The organism is Novosphingobium umbonatum, assembly GCF_004005905.1.
Lineage (GTDB): Bacteria > Pseudomonadota > Alphaproteobacteria > Sphingomonadales > Sphingomonadaceae > Novosphingobium > Novosphingobium umbonatum.
This window is the reverse complement of record NZ_SACO01000021.1, coordinates 18,112-36,510: the sequence shown is the minus strand read 5'-3', so window position 1 is coordinate 36,510 and position 18,399 is coordinate 18,112. Positions and strand designations below refer to the sequence as shown.

General features: G+C 58.7%; 11 protein-coding genes. 3 read left to right on the top strand and 8 right to left on the bottom strand.

Translation table 11 applies throughout. The features are described 5' to 3' along the window. Window positions 1-434 precede the first annotated feature (434 nt). From EOE18_RS17285 to EOE18_RS17275, 3 genes are all read right to left on the bottom strand, one after another. Window positions 435-2,462 (bottom strand): glycoside hydrolase domain-containing protein, encoded by a 2,028-nt coding sequence (locus EOE18_RS17285; protein WP_127711849.1) that lies wholly within the window; start codon window positions 2,460-2,462, stop codon window positions 435-437. After that, window positions 2,459-3,370: a YdcF family protein gene (locus EOE18_RS17280; RefSeq protein WP_164852808.1), complete on the bottom strand. Its 912-nt coding sequence runs from the start codon at window positions 3,368-3,370 to the stop codon at window positions 2,459-2,461. The genes EOE18_RS17285 and EOE18_RS17280 overlap by 4 nt, the downstream gene beginning before the upstream one ends. 376 nt (window positions 3,371-3,746) lie before the next feature. Continuing rightward, window positions 3,747-6,218: a TonB-dependent receptor gene (locus EOE18_RS17275; RefSeq protein ID WP_246027527.1), complete on the bottom strand. Its 2,472-nt coding sequence runs from the start codon at window positions 6,216-6,218 to the stop codon at window positions 3,747-3,749. Window positions 6,219-6,424: 206 nt separating this feature from the next. Here EOE18_RS17275 and EOE18_RS17270 point away from each other — a divergent pair, with 206 nt between their 5' ends. Next, window positions 6,425-7,624 carry an ROK family protein gene (locus EOE18_RS17270; protein ID WP_127711843.1) on the top strand — a complete coding sequence of 400 codons (1,200 nt, stop codon included), beginning with the start codon at window positions 6,425-6,427 and terminating at the stop codon, window positions 7,622-7,624. A gap of 81 nt (window positions 7,625-7,705) precedes the next feature. Here the strand turns inward: EOE18_RS17270 and EOE18_RS17265 are convergent, their stop codons facing one another. The 3 genes from EOE18_RS17265 to EOE18_RS17255 all read right to left on the bottom strand — a co-directional run bounded on the left by EOE18_RS17265 (window position 7,706) and on the right by EOE18_RS17255 (window position 12,448). Continuing rightward, window positions 7,706-8,575, bottom strand: coding sequence for a glycerophosphodiester phosphodiesterase family protein (locus EOE18_RS17265; RefSeq protein WP_246027528.1), 870 nt, complete (start codon window positions 8,573-8,575; stop codon window positions 7,706-7,708). Between the two features lie 144 nt (window positions 8,576-8,719). Beyond that, entirely contained in the window at window positions 8,720-11,206 is a 2,487-nt protein-coding gene (locus tag EOE18_RS17260) for a TonB-dependent receptor (protein ID WP_127711839.1), read from the bottom strand. 96 nt (window positions 11,207-11,302) lie between these two features. Further along, complete coding sequence (locus EOE18_RS17255) at window positions 11,303-12,448, bottom strand: ROK family transcriptional regulator (protein ID WP_246027526.1); 1,146 nt, start codon at window positions 12,446-12,448, stop codon at window positions 11,303-11,305. A gap of 65 nt (window positions 12,449-12,513) precedes the next feature. Between EOE18_RS17255 and EOE18_RS17250 the strand changes: the two genes are divergently transcribed. Further along, a complete protein-coding gene (locus tag EOE18_RS17250) occupies window positions 12,514-13,833 on the top strand; it encodes an MFS transporter (RefSeq protein WP_127711835.1) in 1,320 nt (439 codons plus the stop codon). A 28-nt stretch (window positions 13,834-13,861) separates the two neighbouring features. Here EOE18_RS17250 and EOE18_RS17245 read toward each other — a convergent pair whose 3' ends face one another. Continuing rightward, window positions 13,862-14,821: a FecR family protein gene (locus tag EOE18_RS17245; protein ID WP_127711833.1), complete on the bottom strand. Its 960-nt coding sequence runs from the start codon at window positions 14,819-14,821 to the stop codon at window positions 13,862-13,864. A 141-nt stretch (window positions 14,822-14,962) separates the two neighbouring features. Next, window positions 14,963-15,568, bottom strand: a complete 606-nt coding sequence (locus EOE18_RS17240) for an RNA polymerase sigma factor (RefSeq protein WP_127711831.1) — start codon at window positions 15,566-15,568, stop codon at window positions 14,963-14,965. A 181-nt stretch (window positions 15,569-15,749) separates the two neighbouring features. Between EOE18_RS17240 and EOE18_RS17235 the strand changes: the two genes are divergently transcribed. After that, window positions 15,750-18,386, top strand: coding sequence for a TonB-dependent receptor (locus EOE18_RS17235; RefSeq protein WP_220446038.1), 2,637 nt, complete (start codon window positions 15,750-15,752; stop codon window positions 18,384-18,386). The last annotated feature ends 13 nt before the right edge of the window (window positions 18,387-18,399 follow it).

Below are 18,399 nucleotides of genomic sequence, written 5' to 3'. Positions count from 1 at the left end.
TTCGATCAAGAGCTGCATATCAACCAACTATGCCTGTAACCATCCCATGCAGCTGTCAAAGCCACCGATCCGGTCCGGCGCCTCTAAGCACCTACATCGATTCGGTCAACTCCATTCCTCGCAAAAAATACATCCCAACCTAAACCAAGGCTCAACAGCCATGGTTGCGGGGGCAGGATTTGAACGGTGTAACACTCAAGCAATCGTCCAAATCTAAGCCCAAAACCCAAAACTTATCCACAGGAAAGCGAAAAGAGACCTCCTCCTCCAATCGTAAGGAACCTTCACACGCTGCGCTGCCTAGAGGCTCAATTATGATCTTTGGGTGACACCCCTAATCCGTCGAGGACGCAACACATGGGGCTTCCGGAAATCCCGGCACCATTCAGACACCCCATCAGAATGCACTCAATCGTAGCTCGATGTGCCGTTTGCTAATGCGAACAGGCCACAGAGAGTACCCCAGCTTTCGACAAGGCAGCATGAGAAAGCTTCGTACCGATTGCCATCACAGGCCCGTTGACAGGCTGCCATGACGCCTCTGATTTGACGCTAATCCGCTTTTTAATGGTTATCCATCCAGCCACCTGACGCAACTGGACCTTGGAAAATGAGGGGCAGATCACCGCATAATGGGGCTCGCCCGGCACGATCGGGTATAATCCGATAGAAGCCCAGATATACCAACTGGTCATGCCGCCCGCATCGTCATCCATGCCATCGGCAAAGCCCTGCGGAGCAAGGGCAAAGCTGCGCCCGCGCCAAGGCATGTCACGCTTGCCCGCGTTGGTATAGGGGTGGTCGACCGGTTGATCCAGCAGGCGGTGAACCAATTGATCGCTGGGCTCGCGCTGCCCCCGCCAAGCTGCAAGAAAGGGGGTGTGGATATCGGGCTGGTTGGTCATATTAAAGAGACCGTCACCAAAAAACCGCGCCAATTCAGCACCGAAGCGCCGCGGCCCGAGTTGCTCCACGACCCAGGGCAGATCAAACACTGGCGCCCAACGATATTGCCACAAGGTGCCCTGATAAAGCCCGCGCGCTTTCACCACGTCTGCATCCGCGCCCAGATTCTGGAATATATCGCGCCACATCGCCCGATAGGCAAAAGCCTTGCCACCAAACTCTACCGCTTTGGGCCTGTCACCCAGATCCTGCGCCAATTGGCCCGTTGCCCAATCATCATAGGCCGCCTCGATCTGTTCATCCGGCGTGGCGCGGGCCAGAGACGCGCTCTCCGCTGCCATGCCCGCCAATGCAGCCTTGGCATCAAAAGCAATGCCTTTGCGGTGAAAATCCAGCAAGGCCACCCCGCTATGCTCGGTACGCACGGTCAAGAAAGGCTCCTGCTGCGTGGCCCAACGCTGCTTGCCCGATTGATAAAGCTCGACCAACGAAGCGGCGATATCTTGCGCCTGCTGCGGATAGGCCAAAGCCAACAAGGGCATGAGTGTGCGATAATTATCCCACATGGCCCAACTGGCATAGCGTTGATGCCCCGCGCCAACGCTGTGAATGCTACCATCGGGCCGCCGATAACGGCCATCGGGATCCACAATCGCTACAGGCGTTTGCAAGGCGCGGAACAGGCTGGTGGCGAAGAGTGCGCGGCGTTTTTCCTCGCCCTGCAAACACCATTTACCCATCAACACTTGCCAGTTTTGGCGCGTTGCCGCCCGCAAAGCGCCAAAACTACCCTGGCCCAGTTCACGATCCCGCACCAAGGCTGCCCCGCGTCCATCCACCGAGGACAGGCCCGTGCGCCATTCGATCCGGTCGCCTGCACGGACATCCAACTCCACCTGCGCCTGCTGCCCTGCCCCTGTTCGCAAAGGCAGCGCCACAAGTCGCCCATTGAGCCGCAAAGTCGAAGCCGTAAACAAGCGATAGCGCCCCGCATTGCATACGGTGCCCGCCACGAGTTCGGTCCGTAAATCACCGGTTGAGCGGCTCAGCCAATGCGCGCTTATCCGTTTGGCATAGGCATGATCGGGATCGATGTTGAACCGAACCCGACCGCCTGTCGGCATGGTGAAGGCGATGACACCCGCCCCACGTGTCGCTGTCATATCGGCAACAATGCCGCGCCCATAGCGTACATGATAAAAACCCGGCGCTGCCCGCTCGCTGGCCTTATCCATGGCGGCAAGTTCGGGCGCGTTCACATAATCAAGCCGCACCAGCAAGTCTCCCCCCGCCCCCGCACAGCCCACACCCACCGCCCTTGTATAAGAAAAGCCACGTAATTGAGTCGCAGCATAATCATAGCCATTGTGGTTGGCGGGGCTGGTATCAGGCCCCAGTTGCACCATACCGAATGGCGCCACTGCAGCGGGGGTCAGTTGGCCAAAGTCCTCCAGCGTGCCGACAAATGGATCGACCAGCTGCACCAAAGGCTTGGGACTTCCAGCCTGTGCGGGCAAAGCCAACAGGGCAAAAATGATGGGCAGGAGAGTTCTCACGGGTCCAGAGGCTCCAGCGGGTCAACGTGAAACGACTTGCCATCCGGCACAAAGCGCAGGGAAAGCGCATCAGGACCAGCGCTGATCCGGCCCGGCTCATAGCCGAGTTCCTTCAGGTTGCGTTCGGCCAAGACCCCACCACCGATATAATCATGCGTGGAGGGATCCGTCACGATCAGCGCAGGCTTACCTTGCACAAAGGGCGGGGCCAGCAACAATCGCGCGCAATTGCGCAAATTGGTGGTGGTGTGGCGGGCATGTGGCTCAATAACAATTCGGGCGGGAGAAATGCCATAAAGCTCGATCAGTTCACGCCGCATTTCCACCGCTTCATTAAAGCCCGTGCGATTGGGATGCACCCGTCCACCCGACAGGATAATGACCGGCGCCTGCCCTCGCGCCAATTGCGCCGCCGCCAAACGCAAACGCAAATGGCCCAGCACGCCCGTGCGTGAGATGGGATCTTCGGGCCCATGCCCGAACACCAGAATGGCCGAATAGGGATAGGCTTGTTGCCCCCGCACGGCCATCGCGGCAAAGGCCGGTTGATTGAGGCCGGATGACAGCGGCCAATACTCAACAGCGTGAGCCCGTTCGTTCGCGGCCAACAGGCCCATCGCATAGCGCAAGGATGGCTCCAGCACGGTATCCTGCACCAGCCCCTCCGCCACGGTCACAGCGCTATGGGACTTGAGCAAAGCAGGATAAGCGGGATCTTGGGTGTTGAAAATCAGGCTGTCGATCAAGGGATAATGCGGCGCCTCGCCCAGCGCGTAAACAGAGATGATATGGTTGATCCCGCCTGCGGCCTCACGCCAAGCCGCCTCCAGCATGGCATCATCCGACAGATGGACATGCTTTTCATAAAAGCGCGAGGGGCGCATCAAGCGCACCACCAGCGCGTTCATCCGGGCCCTGTCAGCGCCGATGCGACGCAAGGCTGCTGCGACACGTTCAATATCGCCTGACGTCCAAAGCCAACTTTGCGCAAGACAGGCAGGCTGCGGCTTGCAATCCACAACGGACTGAACGCGCGCGGCACGCTCTTGGCCCAGCGCCTGCATATCGCGATCGGCTCGCAAGCCGGCTTGCCACCCTTGGGCTTGGGCGAAATGCCCGATCAAGGGAATGATCCGCTGCGTTAAGGGCTGCCTTGCTATCGGCAGGACAGATGGGGCTGCCTGCTCCGCTAATGGCCGCGCCAGCGCCCTGGTTTCACCCAAAGGCCCCGCCGCGATCAACACGGCGAGGCCCAATTGCATTTTCATCAGCTTGGCCAAGGGATTACCACGAAAGACCGACAACGAGGCGCACATTACGCCCGAACAGCGGCCGGCCATAAATCGCATTGCTGGCGCCCTGCCCGGCCAATTGGTCCGTGCGGGGGTTGCCCTCGGTCAAACCCTTGGCATTGGTCAGATTGTCCCCCACCAATTGCACACGCCAAGCGCCCCAGTTGAGCGTGGCACCAGCGCCCAGCGTTTGATAGGCGGGCAGGGCAGTCAGATTGTAAAGGTCGACATAGCGACGGCCAACCCATTCATAGCGCCCGTAAAGCTCGACATTACCCTTGCCCAGATCGAAATTGACCGTAGGGCGCAGATTGCCGAAGAATTTGGGCTCGCGGATGATCTGGCGGCCATTGACCGCGCTAGGGTCTGCGCCCGAGCTATTGACCAGATTGCGATATTGCGGATCGGCCAGCGTGATCGAGCCATTCAGCGCAAACCACGAAACCGGCACCACGCTGCCGTCTATTTCTATACCCTTGGCCACGGCCTGCCCGATGAAGGGCACCGATTGATCATTACGGCCAGTAGCAGGATTGAACGCCACGAAAGAAGCGTTGAACGGATCGAACTTGGTATAAAATCCAGTCACATAAAGATAATTTTTACCGAAACTGGCCTTTACGCCCAACTCTAGCTGGCGGGCCTTGGTCTTGATGATCGTGGGATTGATCGCGGCAACCACCCCCATCTGCGGCGGCACTTCCAGATTGGAAACGCGGGCATAAGCGCCCAAGTGACGGCTAAAGTCATAATTAGCGCCGACCGTCCAGTTGGTGGCCGAGGGGTTCAACTTCTGGTTCACCGTGGTTGCGTTAAGCGACCGCACCGCATTGTCGGCCAGCGTGGTGGCATCCCCCAGATCGGCAGCGGTCGTGTTGGTAGCAAAGCCGGTATAACCATACCATTCGCGACGTATGCCTGCATCCACGCGCAGGCCATCGGTGATGTCCCAAGTATCATTGGCATACAGCGCGATCATACGCGCATCGGCCTTGGCATTAGCCAATGTGGTGCCATAGCGCAGCACGCCATTCTGCGTTACCGAACCAAGCACTGCACCGGCCGCCGAATAGGCCACCAGATCCAGCGTGCGTGGCTTGCCGCTCACTTCGATCAGCATGTCCTGATAGACGGTGAAATTGGTGTTGCCATAGAAGGATGCATAGACCCCGGCGCGCAGGTCATGGCTGCCAAGGCGGGTGTCAAACTTGCGCGTAACGCCCAGATCACCCTGTACGGAGTAGAATTTCGACTCCACCGCGCGATATTGGCCCGACATCACCAAACCCGACGCGCTGGCCGGATTATACGCCGTCAACCCGTTGCTGCCCGCCAGAGCATAGCCCATGCGCGCCACCGGCGTCACCGCGCCAAAGGCGGTTTGCGCTGCGGCCAGATAGCTGTTGGCAAAGGTCGTGGCATCAGCCGGATTGGTGGTGGAGTAAAAAGCATCAAAGCTGCTCTTGCCCTTGGTGACGCCCAGTTTGCTGGACACCAGCCAACCATCGAAATCGCCCTGATATTGCAGCCCGGCATTGAAGAAACGCATATGGCGACCATCGGCCAGATCGCGCGTCAGGCTTTGTGTCACGCCAGCGCCATCGCGGTATTTAATCACCACATTGCGCAAAGAGGGCGAGTTCATCGTACCGTTGAAATAGTCGATATACGGGTTGAGCGAGGTGGCCGGATTGCGCGGATCGGCCACGGGGATCGGCAGATAGAAAACATTATGGTCGTTCACATAGGTGACCGTGGCCTTGATGAAGCCATTGTCGAAATCATGCTTGATATTGGCACGGATCTGGCCGCCCTTGTCGCTGGGAAATCCACTGTCACGATAGCCATCATGCTGGCGTATAAATCCGCCGACAGCATAATAGGTACGGTTGCCAAGCGGGCCGGATTGCATGGCATCAAGACGATAGAGGCCCGTGTCGCCCAGTGTGATCTGCGCCTTGCCTGCGGCCTGTTCCTTGCCGCTGATCGTGATTGTATTGGCCACAGCCGCTGCGCTGCTGGCGTAGATCGGGGCTGGGCCGCCGCGCACCACTTCCACGCGCTCGCTCATCAGGTCATAGCGGTTCATACCTTCACCCGAGTTGAAGAACACGCCATCGATTTCATGATAGAGCGGCAAGCCGTCCTGCTGGAAGATCAAATAGCCGCGATCTGTGGGAATGCCGCGCACGCGGGTGATGTTCTGCACTTCGCCGCCGGTGGCTTCCACATGGATGCCCGGCACAGTGCCCAGCAGATCGGCGAAATTCTTGGGCGCTATCTTGGCCACTTCATCCTGACCCAGCGAGTTCACCGCATAAGACACGTCAAACCGGCGCTCTGCACGGGCCGCACCGGTGACGATGATATCCGTTTGTGCGTCGGTTGCGGCGCGCTGCGCGGGCGCGGCATTTTCGGCTTGCGCCTGCGTGGCGCAGCCAAGCGCCAGCCCCATGGCGAGCATGGAGATTCCGTTTGAATATTGCATATCGCTAGCCCCCGATTAAATAATTCAATTTAATTAAATAGTGGCACGCCGCATAAAAGATCGGCTACAGGGCATAGGATTAGGCGGATTCGGGGAAACTTTGATGACATGCTAGCGCAAACAAGGCGCAACAGGGATCAAACCACCCATAATTTGATGTAAAACCATCGGAAAAGTTTGAGATGATCATCGACACCCAAGCCAGCCAGCGGCAAGCGCGCCTCCTGAACCGCCTTTCGGGCACCAATCTGGCGCTCGCAGGCGATTTCAACCAGCGCATTGTGCTACAACAGGTCAGGCTTAAACCCGATATTACCAGGCCCGATCTGGTGGCCATAACGGGGCTGACCATGCCCACCATTCTGGCGATCACCCGCAAGCTGGAAGCTGCCGGTCTAATCAGGGAAAGTGGGCGCACCAGCGGCGGACGAGGCCAGCCTGCCAGCCGTTACCGGGTAGCGCCCTCCGGCGCCTTTGGCTTGGGCCTCAGCATTGACCGCAGCGGCTTGACACTAGCGCTGGTCGATCTTTCGGGCGAAACCCGCAACATTTGGCACCACCGCGCCGACTTTCTGCTGCCTGACCAAGTGGCCGCTTTGATCCCGCTGGCCATCAAGAATCTATTGGGCGAAGCCGAGGTGAGCGCAGAACGCGATGATCCCTTTATCGCGGAACGTCTGATCGGTCTGGGCATTGCCATGCCTGACGATCTGGCCCAAGTGCAACTGCCTGGCCAACCATCGGCTTATTCCCGTTGGGCTGACATAGATCCGCTGGCGTTGATGCGGCCCTGCTGGAACGGGCCGCTTCATATCGATAATGATGCTGCGGCGGCGGCCATTGGTGAGGCCCATTTTGGTATGGGCCAAATCTATCGGCATTTCTTTTACATTCTCGTCTCGGCAGGGCTTGGCGGATCGCTAGTGCTGGATGGAATGATCTTTCGAGGGGCCACTGGACGCAGCGGCGAGTTGGGCTTCTTGCCGGTTGGCCGCGCCTCTTTGCAGGATGTCGTTTCGCGCAGGGCACTGGACGCCCGTTTGCAGATGATCGATACCCATGGCGATGCCGCCGAAAATGCGATAACGCAATGGCTGGAGGATGCCGCCGACGCATTGGCGGGACCGGTGGTCGCCATCAATTGCCTCATCAACCCCGAGGCTATTGTGCTGGCAGGCGATCTGGACAAGACTTTGGCGCTGCGTCTGCTGACAAAACTGCGCCAACGCGTACAGGACAACTCACCGGCACCACTAGGCGCGCGGGCGGACATAGTGTTAGGCCAGTTTTACGAAGATGCCGCAGCGCGCGGAGCAGCAATGCTCCCATTCATCGATCAGCTTTTGCCATCGGAAGCCAATCTGATGAAAAAGCAAGCCTAGGGGGGTAAACTCAAAGCAAGCTACTCTAGTATACCTCGGGCTCGCCATAGAGAATGACGAGCCCTAGCCATATCACCACACTCAATCTTTCCCACGGTGAAATTCCAGTGTCTGCCGGTACATAACCAGCATTTCGGGATAGTCCGTCTGCAACATGCTTACACCTTGCTGCCACAGCGCCCCCCAAACAACTTCAGGGTTAACAATAGCCTGCCGATCATCGCCCTGCCCTTCCACAAAGCCCGGCGCGAGAGTGTTGACCCACAGTCGCACGCCAAGGTGACTGGCCCGCACGCCAATCCGGGAAAGTGCCGTCACCGGAACAACAGGCAGCTCAAAGGCCACAGGCTTGGGCTTTACCCCGGCCTGCCGCGCCATCACCTCAGAAATATCCTGTCCATCCTTGCTGGCGCTGGTGGGGATCACCGCAAAGGGAACCTTGCGAAAAGGCAGCATGGCTGCCAAAGGCGCCGTGCCAAGACCGCCATAGGTTTTGATGATAACCTGATCCTGCATTCCGGCCCGCAAAACAGCATCCACCACCTCGGCATAGATCGGCGCTTTTACATCGAGGTTGAGGACAATGCGCCCTTTCGCCAGGGCCAGCATTTCAGACAGCGTCAACACTTTCTGATCACTTACATCATTCTGCGCCCCGCCTATGTTTTTGCGCAAATACAAATGCCGCAAATCTTCCAACGACAGACGCTCCACGGCCCCCTTACCGTTGGTGGTGCGATCGACCGTGTCATCATGCATGATGACCAGATAGCCATCGCGCGTCTTGCGCACATCGGTTTCCATCACATCCACCCCAATGGCCACGCAATGTTCCAGCGCCTGGGCGGAGTTTTCCGGTGCGCTGCCCAAACCATGGCGCGGCGCGATCTCGTGACAGCCACGGTGGGCAATGATGATCAACCCGCCCTTCGGATCCCGGATGCGCTGCATGATGGCGCCGGAATCTTGCGCAAGCGCGGGCGATACCGCCAATGCAGCGGCGACCAAGGCTGACAAAGCCTGTTTCATAAATTGTCTTCCCAAGGAAAAGAGGCGCGGGATGAAGATGTTCACCCCGCGCCAAACCAACTCACATCACCACTTGCGCGAGACAACGAGACGGAAACTGCGGCCAAACAAAGGGCGACCGAAAATGGCCGTCGCATTGCCCTGCCCCGCCAGAACGTCACCAGCGGTGTTCCCTTCGGTCAGGCCATGGGCATTGGTGATATTGTCACCCACGATTTGCCCGGTCCACAACCCCTTTTCGGCCATAACTCCCACGCCAAAATAACCATAAGCGGGCAGTGCGGTGGTGTTGGGATAGTCCACGAACCGGCGGCCGACATAATCATAGCGGCCGTACAGACTGATCTTGGCCCCATGGCTGGCGAAATCCAGACTTGGGCGGATGTTGGCATAGATTTTGGACTGACGCAGCATTTGCTTGCCATTGGCCTTGCTGGCATCGGCGCCGGTGGTGCTGGTGAAATTGAGATATCTCGGATCTTGCACGGTGAACGAGCCTGCCAGCGAAAATGGCCCCGCCACTTGCCAGCGACCATCCGCCTCGATGCCGATATTGCGAGCCGTGCCCGTGAAATTCACTGTCTGGTCGCTACGCCCTGTTGACGGGACATAGGCGGTAAAGCTGGCGCTGAGCGGATCAAACTTGGTGTAAAAGCCGGTGAGATAGAGGTAGGAGCGCCCAAAGCTGGCCTTCAAACCCGCCTCATACAATTTGGCGGTGGTTTTGGTGGTCACCATCGTGGCGTTCATCACCGCCGAGGCGCCTGCAGGCACTTCCATCTGCGAGGCGCGCGCATAAGCGCCCCAATGCCCGTCCAGATCATAATTGGCGCCAACCGTCCAATTGGTCGCGTTGGCGCTATAGCTCTGGTTGACAATCTGGCCTGTGAAGGCGCGCGTGCTGTTATCAGCCAGCGTAGCGGCATTACCCAGATTGGCCGAAGTGGTGGCGCGGTAATAGCCCTCATAATCATACCATTCACGGCGCAGCCCAAGATCGACGCGGAGATGGCGAGTGATGTCCCAGCTGTCCGAGGCATACACGGCCTTGACCTGCCCGTTGAACTTGCCTCCGACCAATGAAACCGCATCATTAATCGCGCCGTTGTCCGTCACATAGCCCAGCACCGCGCCGCTGGACGAATAGGCCACCAGATCCAGCATGGGTGGATTGGAAGCGACCGGCATCAGATAGTTCTGATAGACGGCGAAAGCTGTGCTGCCATAGCGCGCGCCATAGACCCCCACGCGAATATCATGCTGGCCCAACGCGGTTTCAAATTTGCGCGTGACGCTAAGATCACCCTGACTGGAATGAAAACGCGCCTCTACCGAGCGATATTGCGCGGAAAGCACCAGACCCGATGCGGGCGTATAGGCGCTTTGCCCGTTGGCGCCTGCCAGCGCGTAACCCAAACGGGTTACCCCGCTGCCAAAGGCGCTTTGCGCTGCTGTCAGATAGCTGGCGGCATAAGTGCTCGCGTCCACAGGGTTGGACGTGGAATATAGCGCATCAAAATGATTCTTTCCCTTGGTGTAACCCGCCTTGACCGACACATGCCACGGCCCGAAGTCACCCTCGTAATCCAGTCCGGCATTGCCAAATTCCATGTGGCGACCATTGGCCAGATCGCCTTTTTGGGTCTGCACATTGCCGGAACCGTCTTTGTAGCTGATGCTGACGTTGCGCAGCGAGGAAGAGTTCAGCGTGCCGGTGAAAAAGTCGATATAGGGACTTAAGCTGAGGGAAGGGTTGCGCGGATCGGCCGTGGGGATCGAAAGATAAAAGGTATTGCGGTCATTGGTGTATTGGCCCGACAGCTTGATCGAGCCATTATCCAGCTTGTGCAGGATATTGGCGCGAATCTGGCCGCCTTTGTCCGCAGGGAAGCCGCTATCGCGATAACCCTCGTTCAACCGCACAAAACCGCCCAGCGCAAAATAGGTATCCTTGGCCAGCTTGCCCGACTGGAACGCATCCAGACGATAAAGACCACTGGTCCCCAACGTCAGCTGTGCTTCGCCCTGCGCCACATCACCGCCGGTCCGGGTGATGACGTTGGCAATGCCCGCCGCCGTGCTGGCATGGATGGGCGCAGGGCCGCCACGCACCACTTCCACGCGCTGCGTCATCAGGTCCAGACGGTTCATGCCATCGCCCTGATTGAAAAAATAGCCGTCGAGTTCGTGATAAAGCGGCAGGCCATCCTGTTGGTAATAGAGATAGCCGCGATCGGTGGGGATGCCACGAACGCGGGTAATGTTCTGCACCTCCCCCCCGGTGGCCTCCACCTGAATACCCGGAAGCGCGCCGATCAACTCTGTCATTGAACGCGGCGCCAGCTTGCGGATCTGATCACCATCCAGCGCGTTCACGGCATAGGAAACGCCAAAACGGCGCTGGGCGCGCGAGGAGCCGGTCACCACAATATCGTTGACAGCAGGCGCGCTGGCTTGCGGTGCCGCTGCGCTTTCCCCGGCATGGGCGAGGCAGGGAAGGCCTGCCAGCGCCACGAAAGCGGTTCCGGCAAGGAAACGGAATGAAACGGTCATAGGATGCCCCCATTGGTTCAATGATGACGGGCCTATGCGCAGGCAGCGTGACAGTTTTAATTTCTTACATGTAATTAAATGGTGCCCATCCCAGGATCAGCCGTTCTCTCCACGCAGAGCCGTGATCGCATGAACCGGCGCCAGCGCAGCGCCAATCACCACGGCCGCGCTGCCCATGGAGGAGGCATAAATCCTGGGCTGAGCCGCCAGATAGGTCTGACCACGCGCCGCAGAAAGCGCCTCGATCCGCGCCGCAAGACTTTGCAAAATGGCGGGCGGCAAAGCACCGGAAATCACCACAGCCCCCGGATCAAGCCAGACCACACCGCTGAACACCGCCAGTTCAAGTTGGATGGCCACGCGGTTAACCCAAGTCTCGATCAGCGCGTGCTGAGCCGTCATCACCGTTGCGATTTCTGATAGCGAGGTGATTTCAACACCGGCCTGTTGCAGGGTTTTGAGCAAATCAATGCCCGATGGACGCGGCCCATTGCCGGGAAACAAGCGGCCCACTTCGCCCGCATTGCCATGCTCACCGGGGAATAAAGATCGTTCAGCCACCAGCCCCGCCCCCACCCCGTGGCCAAGAAACAGCACCAGCACCGAACGATGATAGGCTACGATCTGCGGTTGGTAATATTCAGCCAAAGCCGCCGCCGTGCCGTCATTTTCTATCCATACCGGCATGGACAGCACATCACCCAGAACTTCATCCAGCGGCACATCATTCCATGGGGCCAGCCAATCCACCACCTTGCGGCGATTGCGGTCATTACCCAAGACATAGCCGGGCACAGCTACGCCCAAACCCAGAAATCGTCCGCGCATGAAACCATGGTCGGCGGCAAGGGCGCGCAGCCGGGTATCCAGCGTGCGGGCAAAGACACGTGGATCAGGGTCGGCAAAAGGCACGCGATCATGCAGCAGCGGCAGGCCACGAAAATCAATCACCACCAGTTCCAGCCAACCCAGATGCAATGTAGCGCCTACGGACCAACCACCATGACCGGAAACGGCCAAAGGCACCGTCGGCCTGCCACGGGCGGCTACTTCATCGGCGGACAATTCCTCGACCAAGCCCATGGCTGACAAGTGCTGGGTCAAACGGGTCATGCTGGCCCCGTTCATGCCCAAGGCCGCGGCCAGTTGCACGCGCGGCAGCGGGCCTGCAATCCGCAATTGCCAAAGGATGCGCTTTTGCGGCTCGGTCAGGAGGAGGCTGGGTCGCTGGGATGCCATCATGGTCTGGCCATATAATTGCATGATGTCAAAAAAATGAAAGCCAGTGTGTTTATAGGCCGTCGTCCATGGTCATTCCCGCAACCGATATCGATGCCCCGCCGCCAACACGATGGGTGATCAAGCTGGGCTATGCCTCGGGCAATCTGGGCAAAAGCGTCATCTGGGCCAGCTTTGAAAGCTTCATGTTGTTCTATCTGGTGTCTGTGCTGGGCATGGAACCGCTCATCGCCGGAAGCCTGTTGGCCCTGATGCTGGTGTGGGATGGCTTGGCCGATCTTGGCATTGCCTATTGGACCGATCATCGTGGGCGAGCCGATATGCTGGGCCGGTTGATACTGATTGGCGCGCCCATGACCGCCTTTGGCTTTTGGGCCATTTTTGCCGCCAAGCCAGAGCCGCAAGGGTTGTTGACCGCGCTGGCCATCGTTCTATGCCGCATGGGTTATACGCTATGCGATGTGGGGCACAACACATTGCTGGTGCGGGTGGCGGTCCATCCATCCGATGCGGCCAGCGTTTCAGGCTGGCGCTTGATTTTCAGCGCCATCGGGGGTGGTCTGGTCGGACTGGCATCGGCGCAAAGCCTGACAGGTTCGCAGGCTGAACAAAAAGCAGCGTTTGACCATTGGGCGGGTTTGGCCTCGCTGCTTTATCTGGGCACTTTGCTCATCGCAATGCTGGTGAGCAGGAGCCTGCCTTCCGCGCCAAGGGCCAGATCAAAGGATAATCACCCCTTTCAAACCTTATGGGCCAATCGCCGCTATGGCATGGTGTTGGGATTGATGGTGCTACAATCCTGCCTCACACCGCTTTTCACCCGCGCACTGCCTTTCTTTGGTCTGGCCATGCATGGTGACGCCAGTTGGGCGGGCCGTGCGCTAAGTCTGATCACTTTGGCGCAGGCCTTGTCCCTCCCTTTATGGATGACGTTATCACAACGATGGTCTTCGGCCATGGTTCTGGCTCTTTCCCACGCGCTGTTGATAGTAGCGATGGCAGGGGTTGCTCTGGCTGCGGGCGCAACGATCGATCTAGCCGGCCTACTGCTGCTTGGTCTGGCACAGGGCGGCATGAATATGGCCATCTGGGCACTACTGGCCGATAGCCTGCGCCATGGTGCAGGATCTGAAACCTTGCCCATGGGGCTGTTTCTGGCAGGCATCAAATGTTCGGCCGGGCTGGGCAATGCGATATTCGCCACCATGGTGGAACTTAACGGCCAACCTTGCGCAACATGCCGGCCGCAATCGACCCATTGGCTGGAAACATGGATCATGGGCATCCCGATATTCGGCAGTCTGACCATTCTGGCGATCATTGCCATGCACCATCGGCGTTTGAAACTTGTTTCCGGCGCTGTTGCGACAGGCGTATCAAAAGTCTGATCGCGGCCACCCTCGCGCTCATCGATCCTTAATGCGCAACAAAGATGCCCCCTCCTTGCCGTATAATATGCAACCCCAACCCATATTGCAAAGATTCGAGAAAATCATCCGGGTCAGTAGAAATAAATCGCCCACCTACAATGATATTGGCCAAGTCGCGATCCACCAGCACGATCTTTTGCGTTAAATACCGGTTATACTCAGCAACCGCATTACCCAAGCTATCGCCCTGGAACAGAATTTCGCCATTCTGCCAAGCGAGGCTGGAGTCGCGCTCATGTACGCTGAACGATCGCAACATCGGGCCACTTTCCGCCATCCGCAGCGATTGCCCCGTTTGCGCCACGACCAGCGCTTGATGATCGCGCGCCACATATTCGGCACGGCCATGAAGCACCAGCAGACCCAAGGCCCCATCTCGCAACCGCAGATTGAAACGCCCCGAATGCAGCCGCAACAGGCCAAATTTTGCGCGCAATTGACACGTAACCTGCGGCGCCACCACTAAAGCCATCTCTCCCCGCTCCAACCAGATGTCGCGGCGATCAGGGCGAAATCGCCATGAAACCCGACTATCGGTGTTCAAGCGCGCCATGCAACCATCTGGCAAAACAAGCGGCCTATTCTCACCCACCGCGCTGCTTTGGGTGGTCCAGGCCAAGGCCTGCACCGCAAAGCCGCCGCCTCCAATAGCCAAAGCCGCCAAACCCATTGCCCCTGCCCGCAACAGTTTACGGCGAGGCCATACGGCCGGCCCCGAAAGATCCGCTTCCTGTAGGCGCAATTGCGGTGCAGGTTCAATCAAGCCCACCAAACGGGCATAGGCCGCCTGATGCGCGGGATGCGCGGCCAGCCAGAGGTCAAATTCGCGCTGCAAGACGGGGGCATCCTGCCCCCCTGCATGATCCCATCGGGCCAGCCATTGCGCAGCCTGACGCTCTGCCCGCGCCCAATGGCCTTTATCCTGCAAGGAATCTTGGTCTTTCACCCCGGCTCTACCCTAACCAGCCTTGTCCCGCTCGCCTTCGCAGAATGTGGGCAAGCATTGCGGCTACCGTACCAGACGATCAGGAACAGAGCTTCCGCCAAGCGCTGGCTAAAATATTTTACGGAGATATGACAGAGCCGGTCAAGCCAGCTTTTCAGAGACTGACGAAACTGGCTGCGACCCGGTTTCCAAGGGTACAGCAGGGCCATTCTCCTCGGAATATCCTCTGCCAACGCCCCACCCGTCCTGAGCCAGCAGAACATAGGCCCGCGCCAGACGCTTCTCCAACGTCGAAAGACTAAGCCCCAATTCCCGCGCGATCTGGGTCGGAGATTGCTCTTCGAGACGACGGCGCACGAAGACTTCACGACAACGTTCAGGCAGGCGGGCCACAGATTGCGCCAGATGGGCCAAACGGCTGCGCCCCGCCGCCACAGCAAAAGCATCGGGCGCATCATCGGCCAATCGACTGTGCTCGATCTCCTGCAATTGCTGAAAGGCAACCACCTTGGCACGGCGCATTCTTTCAATCGCCATATGCACCAGCACGCGCCGCATATAGGCCTGCGGATGGTCAATCGCGGCCCATCCATCAAGACCAAACAGCTTTACATAGGCATCCTGTACCAGATCCTGCGCCTCTTCCGCCGACCCGCATAAACGGCGCGCCTGCGTCAAAAAGCTGGCTTCATGCGGTAATATCTCGTCGATAAACCACTGATCTATGGCTCGCAAAGCGGGGCGCATGGCTATCTCCGGCGGCAGTCGCGCTCCTCCTAGGTGGCGAATATGTCATGCAGGCGACAAATTCCTGCACCTCGGCCCTGCCATCCTCCAGCACGATATTTTTCGCGCAACTTGGCGGAAAGATCACGGCTCTCTCGTCCTTGCAGACAAGTTCCATCCATTTTTGCCACGAGGGGGTTTCATGTCTGCCAAGTTTTACCACCGGCCTCTAACCGCTATTGCATTGGCCGCCGCCACCATTCACACTCCCGCCGCATGGGCACAAAGCACCAGCCAGTTCGCCATCCCCTCCCAACCTTTGGCCGATGCGCTCACGCTTTTCTCGCGTCAGGCCGGCGTGCAAATCTTTTTCCCCGCACAAGACATCGCCGGCTTGCGCAGTCCCCCCGTTGCAGGACGCATGAGCCGCCAACAGGCTTTGTCCAAATTGCTGGCGGGCAGCCCGCTGGCCCTACGCAAGGATGACGGCAAGACCATCATCCTGGGCAAAAGCGAGAACCGCAATCCGCCCGTTTCGCAGGCCGACAGCGACATTGTGGTAACCGGCACCCGCGACCGCGCACAGACCACTTTCACCGCGCTTTCGCCAGTGGACAGCTTTAGCCGCGAACAGACCCGCTCGACCGTCACGAGCCGTCTGGACGAGACGCTGACCAGTCTGGTGCCCGGCTTTGCGGTGCGCCGCCTGCCCGCCTCGGATGGGCCGGAATTTATTCGCCCTGCCACGATGAACGGTTTGGACGGCGACAAAACTCTGGTCATGCTCAATGGCAAAAGGTTCCATCGCTCGGCCTTCCTGAACAGCGGCGGCACGCAGGCGGTGGATCTGGCGCAGATCCCCAATTTCGCGATTGGCAAATTGGAAGTGCTGCGCGATGGCGCATCGGCGCAATATGGATCTGACGCGATTGCCGGTGTCATCAACGTCATACTCGATAAAAAGGCCGGTTTTTCTGCCTACGCACAAGGCTCGAGCTACACCGCAGGCGACGGCGTCCAGGGTCAGGGCGGCCTGCATTATGGCTATGTGGCGGGCAATGGCGGCCATCTGGCGCTAACCGCAGAATTTACCCGCACCGGTGCTACCTCGCGCAGCGCACAGCGTCCCGATGCCATCACGTTCACCAACAGCACCGGCATCGCCGTCAACAATCCGGTTCAGCGCTGGGGCAACCCTTCTGTCGGCGCGCTCAAATTCGCGGTGGATGCTGCTCTGCCTGTGAGTGAAACGATCGAAGCCTATAGCTTTGCCACCGCTGGCCAAAGTCATGGCTGGGCCGATATCAACTGGCGCAACCCTTCGACGCAAACCTCGGTCTACAAGACAGTGGCCGCCTTCCCCGGTTGGAATGCGTCACAAATCTATCCCAACGGCTTTACCCCCAGCGAAGGCATCAAGGCACGCGATGTGCAAAGCGTGGCAGGTCTGCGCGGTGGCAAGGGCAAAGCGCTGAACTGGGATCTGGCCGCAAGCTATGGCAGCAATGCCACCAATTTCTACCTCAATCACTCCATCAACGCCTCGCTTGGCCCCAACAGCCCGACCAGCTTTCACCTTGGCCGTAATGTGCAGCAGGAATTCAACCTAACCGCCGATGCGGTCTATCGCTGGAATACAGATGTGCTGCCAGAGCCCGTCAACATTGCCTTTGGCGCCGAACGCCGCGTAGAAACTTTCCGCATTCGTGCCGGTGAATATGCGTCCTATGCCGTGGGCGCTGGCGCAGCCTATGGTCTGGCGGGCGGGGCCAATGGCTTCCCAGGCTTTGCGCCCAATCAAGCTGGTTCTTGGTCCCAGAAATCCTATGCGGGCTATCTGGACATCGAGGCCAAGCTAGCGCCGACCTGGACCGTGGAAGCCGCAATGCGCGACGAGCATTTTGACAGCTTCGGCAATAATTTCACCTATAAGCTGGCAAGCCGACTGGAACTGACCTCCAGCTTTGCCCTGCGCGGATCCTTTGCCACCGGCTTTAAAGCCCCCACGCCTGCCCAACTCTATTCCACCAGCACTACACAAGGCTTGGACACCACCACCCTGCTGCTTTACACTACCGGTCGGTTGGGGACGGACAATGCGGTTGCCCGCTATTTCGGCGCCAAAGCCTTGACGCCAGAAACGTCCAAAACCATGCGTGGCGGCGTGGTCTGGAAGGCGGGGCGCGCCCTGTCCGGATCACTCGATGCGTTCCAGATCAATGTGGACAACCGGTTCTCGCTTTCCTCGAACTACACGCTGACCTCTGCACTCAAGACGCAACTGGTGGCGGCAGGCCTAGCGCAGGCGGCTGACTACACTTCGATCTCCTTCTTCACCAATGACTATTCCACCCGCACACGCGGCGTGGATTTCAATCTAGCCTATCTCGACCGCATGGGGCCGGGCGATCTCAACGCCAGCCTCGCCCTGTCGTTCATCGAGACCAAGGCCGAAACCGGCAGTGTCTCGGCCAGCGCCACCACCCGCATCCTGTTTGAACAGCGCATCCCCAAGCAAAATGCGGTGATCAATCTGGGCTATAAGCTGGGCCGTTGGCAGCTGAATACGCGGGCACGTTACTATGGCCCATGGACCGATTCCTCGGGCAATGCCGCGGGCGATATCTTCCAGCGCTTTGGCGGCATCACTTTCTTTGACGCGTCGCTGGCCTTCCGCCTGAATGATCGTGTTCAAATGAAGCTGGGCGCAGAGAACCTGCTGGACACCTATCCGGCCAAGGCCACCTATCAAGCCTCGCGCGGGATCGTCTATTCCCGCAACGCGCCCTATGACACCAATGGCGCCAATATTTATGGTCGCCTCGATCTGACTTTCTAATCCCTCCAGCCTC

Excerpts from the sequence above, each read along its gene's own strand:
- EOE18_RS17270 (WP_127711843.1), top strand. The coding sequence starts at position 6,425 with ATGATCATCGACACCCAAGCCAGCCAGCGGCAAGCGCGCCTCCTGAAC.
- EOE18_RS17260 (WP_127711839.1), bottom strand. The coding sequence starts at position 11,206 with ATGACCGTTTCATTCCGTTTCCTTGCCGGAACCGCTTTCGTGGCGCTG.
- EOE18_RS17240 (WP_127711831.1), bottom strand. The coding sequence starts at position 15,568 with ATGCGCCCCGCTTTGCGAGCCATAGATCAGTGGTTTATCGACGAGATA.
- EOE18_RS17250 (WP_127711835.1), top strand. The coding sequence starts at position 12,514 with ATGGTCATTCCCGCAACCGATATCGATGCCCCGCCGCCAACACGATGG.
- EOE18_RS17235 (WP_220446038.1), top strand. The coding sequence starts at position 15,750 with ATGTCTGCCAAGTTTTACCACCGGCCTCTAACCGCTATTGCATTGGCC.
- EOE18_RS17275 (WP_246027527.1), bottom strand. The coding sequence starts at position 6,218 with ATGCTCGCCATGGGGCTGGCGCTTGGCTGCGCCACGCAGGCGCAAGCC.
- EOE18_RS17255 (WP_246027526.1), bottom strand. The coding sequence starts at position 12,448 with ATGATGGCATCCCAGCGACCCAGCCTCCTCCTGACCGAGCCGCAAAAG.
- EOE18_RS17265 (WP_246027528.1), bottom strand. The coding sequence starts at position 8,575 with ATGCAGCGCATCCGGGATCCGAAGGGCGGGTTGATCATCATTGCCCAC.
- EOE18_RS17280 (WP_164852808.1), bottom strand. The coding sequence starts at position 3,370 with ATGAACGCGCTGGTGGTGCGCTTGATGCGCCCCTCGCGCTTTTATGAA.